The organism is Naumannella huperziae, assembly GCF_054073625.1.
The window spans coordinates 3267713-3282995 of record NZ_JBSXPH010000001.1 but is presented as its reverse complement, the minus strand read 5'-3'; the positions used below and the strand labels follow the sequence as shown (position 1 = coordinate 3282995).

11 protein-coding genes are annotated in these 15283 nt (G+C 71.1%); 6 read left to right on the top strand and 5 right to left on the bottom strand.

The genetic code is table 11. The features are described 5' to 3' along the window. The first annotated feature begins 39 nt into the window (after positions 1 to 39). Both ACXDC7_RS15635 and fgd read left to right on the top strand, forming a co-directional pair. A complete protein-coding gene (locus ACXDC7_RS15635; RefSeq protein WP_459222680.1) occupies positions 40 to 1845 on the top strand; it encodes an L-lactate permease in 1806 nt (601 codons plus the stop codon). Positions 1846 to 1849: 4 nt separating this feature from the next. Beyond that, positions 1850 to 2863, top strand: a complete 1014-nt coding sequence (gene fgd / locus ACXDC7_RS15630) for a glucose-6-phosphate dehydrogenase (coenzyme-F420) (protein ID WP_459222679.1) — start codon at positions 1850 to 1852, stop codon at positions 2861 to 2863. A gap of 229 nt (positions 2864 to 3092) precedes the next feature. On the opposite strand, the gene ACXDC7_RS15625 is transcribed toward fgd, so the two are convergent. The 5 genes from ACXDC7_RS15625 to ACXDC7_RS15605 form a co-directional block, all read right to left on the bottom strand. Beyond that, positions 3093 to 4466 (bottom strand): MFS transporter, encoded by a 1374-nt coding sequence (locus ACXDC7_RS15625; RefSeq protein WP_459222678.1) that lies wholly within the window; start codon positions 4464 to 4466, stop codon positions 3093 to 3095. Between the two features lie 207 nt (positions 4467 to 4673). Then, positions 4674 to 5543 (bottom strand): catechol 1,2-dioxygenase, encoded by an 870-nt coding sequence (catA, locus tag ACXDC7_RS15620; protein WP_179445571.1) that lies wholly within the window; start codon positions 5541 to 5543, stop codon positions 4674 to 4676. A 37-nt stretch (positions 5544 to 5580) separates the two neighbouring features. Then, complete coding sequence (gene catC, locus ACXDC7_RS15615) at positions 5581 to 5889, bottom strand: muconolactone Delta-isomerase (protein ID WP_459222677.1); 309 nt, start codon at positions 5887 to 5889, stop codon at positions 5581 to 5583. Continuing rightward, positions 5889 to 7004, bottom strand: coding sequence for a mandelate racemase/muconate lactonizing enzyme family protein (locus tag ACXDC7_RS15610; protein ID WP_459222676.1), 1116 nt, complete (start codon positions 7002 to 7004; stop codon positions 5889 to 5891). Before ACXDC7_RS15610 ends, catC begins: the two co-directional genes overlap by 1 nt. Then, positions 7001 to 7960: a LysR substrate-binding domain-containing protein gene (locus tag ACXDC7_RS15605; protein WP_218843848.1), complete on the bottom strand. Its 960-nt coding sequence runs from the start codon at positions 7958 to 7960 to the stop codon at positions 7001 to 7003. Before ACXDC7_RS15605 ends, ACXDC7_RS15610 begins: the two co-directional genes overlap by 4 nt. Positions 7961 to 8252: 292 nt before the next feature. Between ACXDC7_RS15605 and benA the strand changes: the two genes are divergently transcribed. From benA to ACXDC7_RS15585, 4 genes are read left to right on the top strand one after another with little or no spacing between them, the layout of a single operon-like run. Continuing rightward, on the top strand, positions 8253 to 9671 hold the full coding sequence (gene benA / locus ACXDC7_RS15600; RefSeq protein WP_179445572.1) for a benzoate 1,2-dioxygenase large subunit: 1419 nt from the start codon (positions 8253 to 8255) through the stop codon (positions 9669 to 9671). A gap of 2 nt (positions 9672 to 9673) precedes the next feature. After that, positions 9674 to 10228, top strand: coding sequence for a benzoate 1,2-dioxygenase small subunit (benB, locus tag ACXDC7_RS15595; protein ID WP_179445573.1), 555 nt, complete (start codon positions 9674 to 9676; stop codon positions 10226 to 10228). Positions 10229 to 10260: 32 nt separating this feature from the next. Continuing rightward, positions 10261 to 12519: a benzoate 1,2-dioxygenase electron transfer component BenC gene (benC, locus tag ACXDC7_RS15590; RefSeq protein WP_459222675.1), complete on the top strand. Its 2259-nt coding sequence runs from the start codon at positions 10261 to 10263 to the stop codon at positions 12517 to 12519. 55 nt (positions 12520 to 12574) lie between these two features. Next, entirely contained in the window at positions 12575 to 15283 is a 2709-nt protein-coding gene (locus tag ACXDC7_RS15585; protein WP_459222674.1) for a LuxR C-terminal-related transcriptional regulator, read from the top strand.

Sequence of the window (15283 nt, the reverse complement as noted above, 5' to 3'; positions counted from 1 at the left end):
GAATCCGGTGCGGCGCGGCCCGGTGTGAAAGGTGTCATCGTGGACAACCTCGCCATCTTGGGCATGCTCGCCCTGGCCCCCATCCTGGTCGTCGGCGTACTGCTGGCCGGACTGCGCTGGCCGGCGAAGTACGCGATGCCGGTCGGCTTCGTCGTCACCGTGATCATCGCCGCGGCGGTGTGGCGGATGCGGCCGGTCAGCATCGCCGCCGCCGCGATCGAGGGCCTGATCACCGCCGCGACCCTGCTCTTCATCGTGTTCGGCGCGCTGTTGTTGTTGTCCACGGTGAGTGGCTCGGGTGCGATGAACCGGATCAAGGCCGGCTTCAACGCGATCTCGCCCGATCGCCGCGTACAGGCGATCATCATCGGCTGGCTGTTCGGCTCGTTCATCGAGGGGGCGTCCGGCTTCGGGACGCCGGCCGCCGTCGTGGCGCCGCTGCTGTTGGCCCTGGGCTTCCCCGCGATGGCGGCGGTGCTGGTCGGGTTGGTGATCCAGTCCACCCCGGTCAGCTTCGGCGCGGTGGGTACGCCGATCCTGGTCGGCGTCACCAACGGCCTCGGCCGCGACAGCGCCCCGATCCAGGCGCGGTTGGCCGAGCTGGGCGTGACCTATCCCGACTACGTCCGCGGGATCGGGCTCGAGGTCGCGATCATCCATGCGCTGTGCGGGCTGCTCATCCCGCTGATCCTGGTGACGATGCTGACGGGCTTCTTCGGCGAGCGGCGCAGCTTCGCCGAGGGCCTGAAGGTATGGCCGTTCGCGATCTATGCGTCGCTGGCGATGACCGTGCCCTATGTGCTGGTGGCATGGTTGTTGGGACCGGAGTTCCCCTCGCTGCTCGGCGGGCTGATCGGGCTGGCGCTGGTGATGTTCACCTCCAGTCGCGGCTTCCTGATGCCGAAGGAGATCTTCGACTTCGGCCCGCGGGCGTCGTGGCCGGCGCGCTGGATGGGCAGCATCGATGCCGATCACCTGGACACCGAGGAGTCGCGCCCGATGCGGCTGATCACCGCCTGGTCGCCCTATCTGGTGCTGGCGGCCGTCCTGGTGCTGACCCGCGCGGTGCCGCCGGTGAAGGCCTTCTTCACCGCATCGGTGCCGCCGATGACGATCAAGGCCTCGAACATCCTCGGCACCTCGATCAGCACCACCGTGCAGCCGTTCTTCTCCCCGGGCTTCTGGCTGATCATCGCGGCGGCCGTCGCCTGGTTCACGCACCGGATGACCGGGCGGCAGATCGCGCAGGCCTGGCGGGTGTCCGGGCGCCAGCTCGCCGGCACCGCGGTCGCGCTGCTGTTCGCGGTGCCGCTGGTCCGGGTGCTGATCCAGTCCGGCGCCGCGAACAACGACTCCGGGCTGGCGAGCATGCCCGTCACCCTGGCCGAGGGTGCCGCGGCGCTGGCCGGCTCGGCCTGGCCGGTGCTCAGCCCGTGGATCGGCGCGCTCGGCGCCTTCGTGGCCGGGTCCAACACCGTGTCGAATCTGACCTTCGCCCAGTTCCAGTGGTCGACCGGAGAGGCGATCGGCGTACCGCCGGAACAGGTGGTCGCCACCCAGGCCGTCGGCGGGGCCGGCGGCAATCCGGTCGCGATCCACAACATCGTCGCGGCCTCGGCGACTGTCGGCCTGCTCGGCCGCGAGGGCGACCTGATTCGCAAGACCGTGCTGGTCACCATGTACTACTGCTTCGCCGCGGGGGCGATCGGCTTCATCGCCATCCACGGCCTCGGCCCGAATGCCGGCACCTTCGAGCTGATTGCCCTGATCATCGTGCTGGCCCTGGTCGCCTACTGGTTCGTCCGACGGGACCGCGCCCGGCGCCCGGAGGCGTCGGTATCGTGATCGCATGACGCAACCGCTGAGGCTCGGCTACAAGGCATCGGCAGAGCAGTTCGGGCCGCGCGAGCTGGTGGAGCTGGGGGTCGCCGCCGAAGCGAGCGGGATGGACTCGGCGGCGATCAGTGATCATTTCCAGCCGTGGCGCCACGAGGGCGGCCACGCCCCGTTCGCGCTGGCCTGGCTGGCGGCGGTCGGTGAGCGTACCGAACGGATCCAGCTCGGGACCTCGGTGATGACGCCGACCTTCCGCTACAACCCGGCCGTGATCGCGCAGGCCTTCGCGACCCTCGGCATGCTGTACCCGGGGCGGATCATGCTCGGCATCGGCAGCGGTGAGGCGCTGAACGAGATCGCCACCGGCGCGGCGGCGGAGTGGCCGGACTTCAAGGAGCGGTTCGCGCGGCTGCGCGAGTCGGTACGCCTGATGCGTGAGCTGTGGCGCGGTGATCGCGTCGACTTCGACGGGGAGTTCTACCGCACGCGGGGGGCGTCGATCTATGACGTGCCCGAGGACGGCGTACCGATCTACGTGGCGGCCGGCGGGCCGATGGTGGCCCGGTACGCGGGCCGGGTCGGTGACGGGTTCATCTGCACGTCGGGCAAGGGGATGGAGCTCTACACCGAGAAGCTGTTGCCGGCGCTGGCCGAGGGTGCGGAGAAGGCCGACCGCGACGTCGAGGCGATCGACAAGATGATCGAGATCAAGATCAGCTACGACACCGATCCCGATGCGGCGCTGGAGAACTGCCGGTTCTGGGCGCCGCTGTCGCTGACTCCCGAGCAGAAGCACTCGATCGACGATCCGATCGAGATGGAGCGGGCCGCCGATGCGCTGCCGATCGAGCAGGTCGCCAAGCGCTGGATCGTGGCGTCCGATCCGGACGAGGCGGTGGCGGCGATCGAGCCGTATCGCCGGATCGGGTTCAACCACCTCGTCTTCCATGCGCCGGGCAACGATCAGCGCCGCTTCCTGGAGCTGTTCGCCCGCGATCTTGCGCCCCGGCTGCGGGCGCTCGGCTGAGATCGCCCCGTTCCATCTCGGCCACCCCACTCCGAATTGTTTCCGTAGTTATGCCCGCTCCGAGCCCCGGATGGCGGCATCATCTGCGGTCGAGAACGCGACGAGCGTCGCCAGCTGCGGTACGCCGGCGCGGCCCGGGGTGCCTCCGATCTCGTCGTGACGTCTCGCCGCCCGGAGCCGCTTCCAGGGGGCGATAACTGACGACACGACTCGGCGGGCGAGGGCCGAGTCAGTTGCGGTCGCCGACCAGCGGCAGGGCGGCTGCCGGCGGCGCCGCGGTCGCGGTGTGCGCGGCCCGGGTTCGGGGCACCAGCAAGGTGACGGCGGCCCCGGCGATGGCGACGCCGGCGAAGATCCAGAAGGTCGTTGCCGAGGTCAGTCCGGCGCCGATCAGCATCCCGCCGATCGCCGGCCCGAGGATGCCGCCGAGCCGGCCGAACCCGGCACACCAGGCGACGCCGGCTGCCCGCACGTTCGTTGCGTAGTAGTTCGACACCAGGCCGTAGATCAACACCTGGGTGCCGATCGTGCCGACGCCCGCGAGGGCGACCAGCAGGAACAACAGGCCCAGTGGCAGCCCCGCCGTGAGCAGCACCAGCGCCAGCGCGGCCAGCAGGAAGGTCGTCGTGACCACCCGCTTGGCACCCGTCCGATCCGCCAGCCAGGAGGCGATCAGTCCGCCGACCACGGCGCCACCGTTCAGCACCAGCAGGAACAGCAGCGAGTTCTTGGCATTGAAGCCCGCGGTCTGCATGATCTGCGGCAGCCAGGTGTTCAGGCCGTAGGTGAGCAGCAGCCCGGCGAAGCTCATCAGGCCCAACAGCGCCGTGCCGAGCAGGTAGCGCCGGCTCAGCAGGCCGCCGAAGCCGCGCCTGTCGCCCGCCTCGGCGTCCGCGGCCGATTCGGTCGCCGTCGGCAGCGGTACGCCGGTCCGCTCCGAGACCAGGCGCGCCTCCTCGAGCCGGCCCTGGGCGGCCAGCCAGCGCGGCGACTCCGGCAGCTTGGCCAGGGCCAGCGGCAACAGAATGATCAGCGGCAGGGCGCCGATCACCATCATCCCGCGCCAGCCGATGGCATCGCGGAGCGCGATCGCGAGCAGCGATGCGAGCACGCCGCCGGTCGGTACGCCGCTGTAGACGATCGCGTTGTAGAGGTTCTTCCGGGCGGCGGGCGCGAACTCCGCCACCACGGCGCCGACAGTGGCCACCAGCGCCCCCATCCCGACACCCGCGGCGAAGCGCAGCAGGCCGAAGGTCGTCACCGAGTCGGCGAGCGCGGTCAGCCCCATCCCGACGGAGAACCAGACGATGTTGATCACCATCATCCGGCGCCGCCCGATCCGGTCGCCGATCGCGCCCGCCGCGAGCGCGCCGATCAGCACGCCGACGAGCGCATAGGAGCCGAGTGCGCCCGCCTGCTCCGGGCTGACCGGTCCGAGCTGGGACGGGTCGGCTATCAGGGTGGGCAGGATGGTGCCGTAGACGACGAGGTCATAGCCGTCGAAGACGATCGCCACGACACACAGGCTGACCACCCAGATCACCGAACGGCGATGCCGGTCGGAGGTCCAGGCCTTCTCTGGCGGGAGTGTGGTTGTACTCATCGGACGCTCCATTGCATCGGTGGGGCCTGCATCTGGCCGGTGTCGGTGGACCGGGTGGTCCAGCACGATCCTGTCCGAAGTTGATCACTGTTGCCCCGGGGATATCCCGAGTGCTGACCAAGGGAACGCGGGAAAGCGTTGCACAGAAGGCATCGTGGACATGAAGAACCGACCGGTGATCACGGTCACCGGTCGGTTCTGGACGCCTCAGCGCACGGGATCGAGCACGAAGTCGTACTCGGTGGAGTTCTTGCCCTCGCTCTCGGCGACGTCGAGCAGCAGCTCCGGCTTCACCGCCGAGGCGATGTCGTCGTCATTGTGCGCGTCGCCGGGGAAGTAGAGCTGCGCGGTCAGCGTCTCGTGGTCCGGCGCCTCGACCTTCACGTGCAGGTGAGCGGGACGCCAGGCGTGCCAGCCGGCCGCAGCGATCAGCTTGCCGCAGGCGCCGTCGGTCGGGATCTGATAGGGCGCCGGCTGCACCGTGTTGATCTCGTAGCGCCCGTCGGCGTCCGTGCGTACCCGCACGCGCAGGTTCCACTGGTCCAGGCCCGGCGCGAACTGGGAATAGAAGCCGTTGGCATCGGCATGCCACAGATCGACCACGGCATTCGACAGCGGCGTGCCGTCGACATCGCGGACCTGGCCGGCGAAGACCAACGGCGTACCCGGCTCGTCCTCGCGCATCGGAATCGTGGCCGGGCTGTCCTGCTCGGGCGCGCCCGGCACGTAGTACGGCCCCTCGATGGTCCCCTTGGAGCCCTTCCGGTGCGACGTGTTCACCTCCTCCACGCTGTGCTCCAGCCAGACATCGAGGAAGAGCGGCCATTCGCCGTCCTCGCCGACGCTGATCAGCCACGACTTCAAGGCGTTGTACTCGTCGTAGCTGACGCCGTGTTCGCGGACCAGATCGTTCGCGGCCTTGATCAGTGAGCCGGCGAGCAGCGCCACCCGTTCAGGGTCGACCTGCGCACTGCCGGTCTTGCCGGACTGGCGGAAGTTCGCGGTCGCGCCGGCGCCGGAATCGGCGGCGCGGGCGGCGAGCTCGTCGCTCGTCTTCGGGTCGGTGGTCTGGGTCATCGTTGAGCCCCTTTCTGGTGGTTGGTCCTTGTTCGGGCTATTTCGGGTCGGTGCCCGCCGCGTCGGCGACGGCAAGATCGGAAGGATGGGTCGCCAACGGGTCGACCTGCACCCGCATGTAGGGAAACAGCGGCAACGACCACAAGATCTCGTGCAGCCGCTCGTTGTCTGCCACGTCGAAGATGCTGATGTTGGAGTACGCCCCGGCGACCCGCCAGATGTGTACCCACTCGCCGGCGCGCTGCAGCTCGTGGCACAGCGCCTTCTCGGCACTGATCAGTTCCTGGCGCTGTCCGGGATCAAGGTCGTGGGGGATGGCGACATCCATCCGCACGGCGTACAACATCAGCGGTCCTGTCGGTAGTGGGTGAGCTTGTCCTCGTCGATGGCGTACCCGATGCCGGGCGCGGTGCGCAGTTCGAGCCGGCCGTCGACGATCTTGAGCGGCTCGGTCAGCAGGTCGTCGGACAGGTCGAGGAAGTTGGACAGCTCGCCGGCGCGTCGGCTGGTCGCACCGAACGCGGCGCCGAAGGCCAGGGTGCACATGGTGCCGATCTGTCCGTCGATCTGGTTGCCCATCACCACCTCGACGCCGAGCCCGGTGCACTGGCCGAGGATTGCGGCGGACTCGGTGAAGCCGGTCCGGGCGGTCTTGATCGAGATCGCATCGGCCGAGCTGCCGAGCAGCTCCCGGGTGATCTCCCCGGGCCGGGCCGCGCTCTCGTCGGCGACGAAGGGTACGCGGAGCTGGCGGACCAGCCAGCGACGGCCGAGCACATCGTCGGCGGGGCACAGCTCCTCCGCGAGGGTCAGCCCGAGATCGTCCATGGCTCGCATCGCCTCGGCGGCCTCGCTGGCGCTCCAGCCCCGGTTGCCGTCGACGTAGAGCTCGACCTCGTCGCCGAAGTGTTCGCGCAGCGCCCGGCAGACATCGGTGTCGAGCCGCCAGGGCCGCCGGCCGACCTTGATCTTGAACGTGGTGATGCCGTGTTCGGCACGCATCCGCTCGGCCTCGTCGACCATCGCCTGCGGGCTGTCGAAGCCGAGCATGTGGCTGACCCGCATCGATTCGCCGTGGCCGCCCAGTAGGTCGCTGACCCGCACGCCGAGCGTCGTGCCGAGGGCGTCCCAGATCGCCATGTCGAGCGCCGCCTTGGCCGCCGGATTCCCTACCGTGCGGCGGAAGTCGGCGTGCACCTGCTCGCGCGCCAGGGCGGAGCGCCCGATCACCTGCGGCCCGAGCACGTCGTCGATGATCGCGGTGATCGAGGCCTGGGTCTCGCCGTAGGTGTAGGGACGCGGTGGCGCATCGGCCACTCCGATCACCCCGTCGGACGTCCGCACCCGGACCAGCACATGATCGGCGGTGTGCGCCTCGCCGCTCGCGAACCGCAGCGGCTTGCGGTAGTCGATCCGGTACGGGATCGCCTCGACCGCGTCGATGATCATCTGTTCGCTCACGCGATCTCCTCGGCACGCTCGGTGGTCAGGGTCGGTACGCGGGTCCGGTTCCCGCAGATGCCCTCGCGGGTCAGGGTGTCGACGAAACGCTCCAGCAGCGGATCGGTGGAATCGGCCAGCCAGGCGACCCCGATGTCGATGCGTTCGGTGTCGGGAAGCTCGTGGAACGCGACCCGGTCGAGGCGGGCGGCGCGCGCGGATGCCGGCACCAGCGCGATCCCGAGACCGGCGGCGACCAGGGCGAGCATCGTCGAGGTCTCGGTGACCTCATGGGCACAGTGCGGGCGGAAGCCGGCTCGCGCGCAGGTGCGCAGCACGGCGTCGTTGACCACCGACCGGGTCGCGGCGGCGTACATCACGAAATCGCTGCCGCGCAGATCGACCACCCGGCGGTCCGGCCGGTCGAGCGCGCTGCCCTCCTGGCAGGCCAGGACCAGCGGCTCGGCCGCCATCGGCCGGTACGCCAGACCTTCCGCGCGCACCGGCGGGCGGAGGATGCCCGCGTCGATGCGGTGCTCGACCAGCGCCTCCTCCTGGGCCGGGGTGAGCATCTCGGTGCGGATGTCCAGGGCCACCCCGGGCATCGCGTCGCGGACCGCCCGCGCGATCCGCGGCAGGTGTCCGTAGGACGCCGAGCCGGTGAAGCCGACGCGCAGTGTGCCGGTGCGCCCCTCCGCCAGCGCCGCCACCCGGTTCACCGCCTCGTCGACGGCGTCCAGGATGCGTTGTGCGTCGGTCCGCAGCAGCTCGCCCGCGGGTGTCAGCCGGACCTGGCGCGTGGTGCGTTCGAAGAGGGGTACGCCGAGCTGCGACTCGAGTTGCCGGATCGCTTGTGACAGTGGGGGTTGCGCCATGTGCAGACGCTCCGCGGCGCGGCCGAAGTGCCGGGTGTCGGCGACGGCCAGGAAGTAGCGCAGGAGCCGCAGCTCCACATCGCTCCCGCGTCGTGACGTCATCGTCGCCGCCTCTTCCGTCGTGGCCCCGAGACCTGCCGCCCCGGGTGGTGTCGATCGGGGGTCGTTTCTCCGATCGCCCCGGGTCGCCCCTGTGCAGCACCCTAGGCCGGGGCATTAAGAGGTTCAAATATCGAATGAATGCCCAATGAGAGGCGGCGCCTCTGAATGGACCCTGGGTCAGGCCTGGGGTCATCCCTGGGGCAAGGGCGTCCGCGCGGTGTCACGGTTGAGGCCCGGGCGGTCGCCGACTGCTGACCGGGACCCGTGCCGACGACGCCACCCAGGAGGAGCCATGCCGCATCCCATCGCGGACCTCGACATCGATCTGTCCGATGTCGTGGTCGACGACCCGTCCACCGGGGCGTACCGGATCGACCGGCGGATCTTCACCGACGAGGAACTGTTCGAGCTGGAGATGACCTACATCTTCGAGGGGAACTGGATCTTCCTCGCCCACGAGTCGCAGGTCCCCGAAGCCGGCGACTACTACACGACATCGATCGGCCGGCAGCCCATCGTGATCACCCGGTCCAAGGACGGCACGCTGAACTGTCTGATCAACGCGTGCACCCACCGCGGCGCGATGCTGTGCCGCCGCAGGACCGACAACCGGATCACCCTGACCTGCCCCTTCCACGGCTGGACGTTCCGCAACGACGGCAAGCTGCTCAAGGTCAAGGACCCCGACGGCGCCGGCTATCCGGAGAGCTTCGACACCGACGGCTCGCACGACCTGACCAAGGTCGCGCGTTTCGAGAGCTACCGGGGGTTCCTGTTCGGCAGCCTGAACCCCGACGTGGCACCGCTCGCCGAGCACCTGGGCGATACCCGGTTGATCATCGACATGCTGGTCGACCAGTCCCCGGAGGGCCTGGAGGTGCTGCGCGGCTCCTCGACCTACACCTTCGACGGCAACTGGAAGGTGCAGGCAGAGAATGGCGCGGACGGCTATCACGTCACCGCCACCCACTGGAACTATGCGGCCACCACCAGCAGGCGCGGGACCGGTGAGTCCAAGAACGACACCAAGGCGGTCGATGCGGGAAAGTGGGGCAAGCAGGGAGGCGGCTACTTCTCCTTCGACAACGGGCATCTGGCGCTGTGGACCTGGACGGCCAATCCGCAGGACCGGCCGCTGTGGGACCGGCGCGAGGAGCTGATCGAGCAGTTCGGCGAGGCCAAGGGCGACTTCATGGTGCGCGGTTCCCGGAACCTGTGCCTCTACCCGAACGTCTATCTGATGGATCAGTTCTCCACCCAGATCCGCCGGTTCACCCCGATCTCGCCGGACCGGACCGAGGTGACCATCCACTGCATCGCGCCGAAGGGGGAGAGCCAGGCCGCGCGCACGGCCCGGATCCGCCAGTACGAGGACTTCTTCAACGCCAGCGGGATGGCCACCCCGGACGACCTGGAGGAGTTCCGCTCCTGTCAGAAGACCTTCCTCGCCCGCGCCGCGCGCTGGAACGACATGAGTCGCGGCGCGGTGCACTGGCACACGGGCCCCGACGAGCTGGCCACCAGTCTCGGCATGCACGACGTCTTGTCCTGCGGTGTCCGCAACGAGGACGAGGGCCTGTTCCCGATCCAGCACACCTACTGGCTGGAACAGGTACGCCGCGGCGCCGCCGCCGAGCGCGAGCGCGCCGCCACCCGGCCCGCCCCCGATCGCGGGCCGGTCGAGCTGATCAGCAACGGACGGAGGGTGTGATCATGACCAGCACGCTGACGGCGCCCGAGGAAACGGATGCCGCGCCGGAGCGCACGGTGCCGACGCGGGTGATCGACCCGCGCGAGGTGGAGCAGTTCCTCTATCGGGAGGCGCGCTATCTCGACGATCGGCTCTTCGAACAGTGGGTGGAGTGCTACGCCGAGGATGCGGAGTTCTGGATGCCGGCCTGGGCCGACGACGACGAGCTCACCACCGATCCGGCGAACGAGCTGTCGCTGATCTACTACGCCAACCGGGCGGGCCTGGAGGATCGCGTCTTCCGGATCCGCACCGAGCGCTCCAGCGCGACCAGCCTGCCGGAGCCGCGGACCAGCCACAACATCACCAATGTGGAGATCATCGAGCAGCGTGGCCCGCTCGTGGATGTGCGGTTCAACTGGCACACCATGTACTTCCGCTACCACACCGTCGATCCCTACTACGGCACGTCTTTCTACACGATCGACTTCTCCGGCGATGCGCCGCTGATCCGACGGAAGACCGTGGTGCTGAAGAACGACTACATCCACCACGTGGTGGACGTCTACCACATCTGATCGGCAGCGATCGACGACCGGGAGGAGTGATCATGAGCCATCAGGTGGTGCTCAACTTCGAGGACGGGGTCAGTCGCGCCATCGACTGCGATCCCGACATGACCATCGCCGATGCGGCGTACCGGGCCCGGATCAACATCCCGTTCGACTGCCGCGACGGCGCCTGCGGGACCTGCAAGGCCAAATGCGATGCGGGCGAGTTCGACCCGGGATTCTTCATCGACGACGCGCTGAGCCGCGACGAGGCCGCGGCCGGGTTCTGCCTGCCGTGCCAGATGAAACCGCTGTCCGATCTGGTCCTGCAGATCTCCTCGACCTCGGAGCTGGCGAAGACGGGTACGCAGAGCTGGCGCGGCGAGGTGGCCGAGGTGATCCGCCACTCGCCGACCACGGTTGGGCTGAAGATCACCATGGCCGACCGGGAGCGGCTGACCTTCCTGCCCGGGCAGTACGTCAACATCACCGTGCCCGGCACCGACCAGGTGCGCTCCTATTCGTTCAGCAATGCCGCCGACTCCGCCGAGCTGTCCTTTCTGATCAAGATCACCCCGGGCGGGGCGATGTCGACCTGGGTCAGCGAGCGCGCGCGGCCGGGCGACCGGTTGGAGTTCAGCGGGCCTCTCGGCTCCTTCTACCTGCGGCCCGTCAAGCGGCGTGCCCTGCTGCTTGCCGGCGGCACCGGTCTGGCGCCGATCCTGGCCATGTTGCACACGCTGGCGGCCAAGCCGCCCGAACACCCCGTGCACCTGGTCTACGGCGCCACCACCGACGACGACGTCGTCCACCTGGCCGATCTTGCCGACTTCGCCGAGCGGATCGAGAACCTGACCTTCGACTGGTGCGTCGCCGACGAGCGGACCACTGCCCCCAACCAGGGCTACGTGATGAGCCTGATCGACGCCGATCACCTGGCCGGTGGCGATGTCGATGTCTATCTGTGCGGCCCGCCGCCGATGGTCGAGGCCGTCCGCGGCTGGCTGGACGAGCAGGGCATCGCCCCCGCCAGCTTCCATTTCGAGAAGTTCACCGTCGGACGGGCCCACGGCGCGGCTCCGGCCGAGCCGACCCCGGCAGATCCGCCCGCGGCGGAGCCGCCCCCGCATGCGCCCGCGGCGGAGCCGCCCCCGCATGCGCCCGCGGCGGAGCCGCCCCCGCATGCGCCCGCGGGCCGCCCGCGCGTGGCCGCCCGCATCGCCACCGTCCCCGATCCCGATCAGGCGCACCGGCTCGCCGGGCAGCGGATGCTGGCGCCGGACGACCGGAGGCCCATCGGGGCCGGCGCGCCGACCGGCGGCGGGAGGGCCGCGGGGCGCGCCGAGGCGCGTGAGCTGCATCGTTTCCGGTTCGCCGCCTGCGACCTCGGGCCGGCGCCCGGTGCAGCGCGCCCGCTCGACCGACGCGCCGAGGCCGCCGCCGCGCGGGCGATCGCCGGTCAGGCCGTCTTCGCCGCCGCCGACCGGGCGCCGCTGGTCGCGCCGCGGCGACGGCGTACCCCCAAACCGGTGACCCCGCACCCGGGTCGCTTCGCCGACCGGGTCGTGCTGCTGACCGGCGCCGCCCAGGGCATCGGCGCGGCGGTCGCCCGCCGGCTCGCGGCCGAGGGGGCCGACCTCGTACTGGCCGACCGCTCCGAGGTGCTGCACGAGCTGGTCGACGAGCTCGCGGGGGCCCAGGCGGCGGCCGATCCGGTGCTCGCCGACCTGGAGACCTGGCAGGGCGCCACCGCCGCCGTCGATGCCGCCCTGGCCCGGCACGGGCGCATCGATGTCGCAATCCACACGGTCGGCGGCACGATCTGGGCCAAGCCGTACCAGCACTACACGCCGGCCGAGATCGTCGCGGAGCTGAACCGTTCGCTGATGCCCACCCTGTGGGGTTGTCGCGCCGTCGCGCCGGCCATGATCGACGCCGGTGGCGGGGTCATCGTCAACGTCTCCTCCGTCGCCACCCGCGGGGTGCACCGGGTGCCCTATGCAGCGGCCAAGGGCGGGGTGAACGCGATCACCGCGTCGCTGGCGATGGAGCTTGCACCGCACGGGATTCGGGTCAGTGCGACCGCCCCGGGCGGCACCCAGGCGCCGCCGCGGCGGATCCCGCGGGGCCCGGCGCCGGCGACCGAGACCGAGCGGGACTGGTACGCCGCGATCGTCGAGCAGACCACCGCGAGTTCGCTGCTGCATCGCTACGGCACGCTCGACGAACAGGCCGCCGCGATCTGTTTCCTGGCCTCGGACGAGGCCTCCTACATCACCGGCTCGGTGCTACCGGTCGCCGGTGGCGATCTCGGCTGAGGCGCCGGTGCGTGGAGCTGCCCCGTCGCCGCGTGGGGACAACTACAGTGCCGACATGTCAGCACAGCCCGGTGACGCCGCCGGACTGATCGGCCGGGGAGCCGAGCTGGCCGCGCTGCGAGCCGTCCTGGCCCGGGTCCGCGGCGGCGAGCCCGCGTTGGTCGTGGTGCACGGCCCCGCCGGCGTCGGCACCAGCGCGCTCGTCGACGCCGCACTGGCCGAGGAGCCCGTACCCCGGGTGATCCGCCGCGCCGCCGTGCACTGGGAGTCGAGCCTGCTCGCGGGGATCGCCGCCGGGGCGCCTCATCCGGATCCCGCGACCGATCCCGATGCCGCGGCCGCCTGGCTCGCCGCGCGCTGCGCCGAGCCGGCCGCGGACGGGCCGGTCGCTCACGTCGTCGAGGACGCGCAGCACGCCGACACCGCCTCGCTGCGGGCGCTGTCCGGTGCGGTACGCCGGCTCGCGGCGCCCGTGCTGGTCGTCCTGGTCGCCTCCGGTGACCCCGAACGTTGGCCGGTCGGCCTCGCCGAGGTGCGCGCCGCGCATGCCGACACGGCGATCGCCGTGCCCGGGCTGGGTCCGGCCGATGTGGCATCCCTGGCCGCCTCGCGCGGGCGGGCCATCGGCGGGTACGGCGCGGGTCGGCTGGCCCGGCACACGGCCGGCTGTCCCGGGCCGATCATCGAGTTGCTGGACTCGCGGCACTCGCTGTGGGACGACCCCCGGGTGCCACTACCGGCGCCGCGTTCCGTCGTCGCAGCGTTCCGCCGAGCGCTGGCCGGCGAGCCCCCGGAGGTGACCGAACTGGCCGAGGCGGCCGCGACGCTGTGCGCGGTCGGGCGGAGCACATCGGGCGACGAGCTGGCCATGCTGCTCGCGGCGGCCGGGTCCGGCGCCGCGGCCGCGCTGTTGCCGACGATCGACCGGGCGGTGGGCGCGGGGATCCTGTGTCCCCACGTCGACGGACGGATCGAGTTCGCCAGCCCGCTCGGGCTTGCCGCCGTCCGCGACCGCGTACCGCTGACCCGGCGCGTGCGGTGGCACCGGCAGGCGGGTGGGGTGCTCGGCGCCGACCGCGGCCTGTTGCACCGCGTCCTGGCGACCGTCGGGCGCGACGACGAGCTCGCCGCATCGGTGATCCGGCGCGCGGAGCAGCTCGCGCTGGCCGGCGCCTGGTCCGACGCTGCCGAGATGTTGATCATGGTCAGCCGGATCGCCGGAGATCCGGCCGAGTGTCTGCTGCGCGCGGTCGATGCGCTGGTCTCGGCCGGGGATCTGCCCGCCGCTGCGGCGCTGTCGCCGGAGATCGAGGGGTTCACCCCGGTCGCCCGCCGGGATGCGGTGATCGGCTATCTCACCGCGCTGCAGGGGCGGGCGCGCGAGGCCGAGCTGCTCTATGAGCGTGCCTGGTCCGGCTCCGCCGGCACCGTCGGGGCGGACGCGGCGACGGCCGCGCTGATCAGCCAGCGTCGAGCGCTGCACGCGCTGTGCGACTGGCGGCCGGAGGAGCTGGTCGCCTGGTCGGAGCGGGCACTCGAGTTCGGTGGCGCGACCGCCTCGGCGGTGATCGAGACGAAGGTGCTCTACGGCCTCGGCCATCTGGGCGCCGGCCGGCTCGCCGAGGCCGAGGAGGCCTATGCCCAGGTGATGGCCGAGATCCCCGACGGGGCCCAGGCCCAGCGCGCCCGGATGGGCCGGGGCTGGTTGCGAATGACGCAGGACGCCCACGAGGAGGCCCGCCAGGACCTGGAGCGGGCGTTGGCCATTCGCACCTGGGGCGGCTCCGCGCGCATCTCGCTGTGGGCCCATGGCTGGCTGGCCCGGGTCCTGTACGAGCTCGGCGAATGGGACGCCGCCCTGGAAACGGTCGAGCGCCGGGTGCCGCTGCTGCAACGCTCGGGCCTCGACCTGCAGGCCCCGCTGTTGCACTGGAGCGCGGCCCGGGTGCATGCGCTGCGCGGCGCGACCGAGCGCGCGGAACGCCACCTGCGCGCGGCCGGGTCGGTGCCGCGGGAGTACGCCTGCGCGCTGATCCCGGCGGCGCTGGCCCGCGCGCAGGTCGCCGAGGTACGCGGTGATCATCCGGGAGTGCTGCGTGCCCTGGAACCGGTCGCCGAACTCGCCGGGCGCCGCGACATCGACGAGCCCGGTTGCTGGCCGTGGCAACACGCCTGGGCTTCCGCGCTCGTCGCGACCGGCGAGCTGGAGCGTGCCGATGTGTTCCTGCGCCCGCACGAGGAGCGTGCGGCGGCCCGCGGCCACCGGACCTCGCTGGGCCGGCTGGGGGAGGTCCGCGGCCGCTGGCTGGCGGCGCGGGGTCGGCTCGACGAGGCGCGGGCCGCGCACGCGGCCGCGCTGGGGCAGTTGGACCAGCTCACGCGACCGGTCCTGCGCGCGTCGATCAGCCTCTCGCTCGGCCAGATGCTGCGTCGGGCGGGCAAGCGCAAGGAGGCCGTCGGTGCGCTCGGGGAGGCCCGCGAGCTGTACGCCGGCCTGGCCGCGCAGCCGATGCTGCTGCGTACCGACCGCGAGCTCCGCGCGGCCGGGCTCGGCACCCGCCGGCCGCTGGTGCTGGCCGCGCTGACCCCGCAGGAGCGGACCGTCGCGGGACTGGTCGCGAGCGGCGCGACCAACCGGGAGGCGAGCGAGGAGTTGTTCGTCTCGGTCAAGACCGTCGAGTACCACCTGACCCGGATCTACACCAAGCTCGGCCTGCGCGGCCGGGCCGAGCTCGCCGCCCACTATTCCGAGGCGGACGGGTGA

What these genes read in the sequence shown, in the direction of transcription:
- fgd (WP_459222679.1), top strand. Translation starts at nt 1,850, where the DNA reads ATGACGCAACCGCTGAGGCTCGGCTACAAGGCATCGGCAGAGCAGTTC.
- ACXDC7_RS15625 (WP_459222678.1), bottom strand. Translation starts at nt 4,466, where the DNA reads ATGAGTACAACCACACTCCCGCCAGAGAAGGCCTGGACCTCCGACCGG.
- catA (WP_179445571.1), bottom strand. Translation starts at nt 5,543, where the DNA reads ATGACCCAGACCACCGACCCGAAGACGAGCGACGAGCTCGCCGCCCGC.
- catC (WP_459222677.1), bottom strand. Translation starts at nt 5,889, where the DNA reads ATGTTGTACGCCGTGCGGATGGATGTCGCCATCCCCCACGACCTTGAT.
- ACXDC7_RS15605 (WP_218843848.1), bottom strand. Translation starts at nt 7,960, where the DNA reads ATGACGTCACGACGCGGGAGCGATGTGGAGCTGCGGCTCCTGCGCTAC.
- benA (WP_179445572.1), top strand. Translation starts at nt 8,253, where the DNA reads ATGCCGCATCCCATCGCGGACCTCGACATCGATCTGTCCGATGTCGTG.
- benB (WP_179445573.1), top strand. Translation starts at nt 9,674, where the DNA reads ATGACCAGCACGCTGACGGCGCCCGAGGAAACGGATGCCGCGCCGGAG.
- benC (WP_459222675.1), top strand. Translation starts at nt 10,261, where the DNA reads ATGAGCCATCAGGTGGTGCTCAACTTCGAGGACGGGGTCAGTCGCGCC.
- ACXDC7_RS15585 (WP_459222674.1), top strand. Translation starts at nt 12,575, where the DNA reads ATGTCAGCACAGCCCGGTGACGCCGCCGGACTGATCGGCCGGGGAGCC.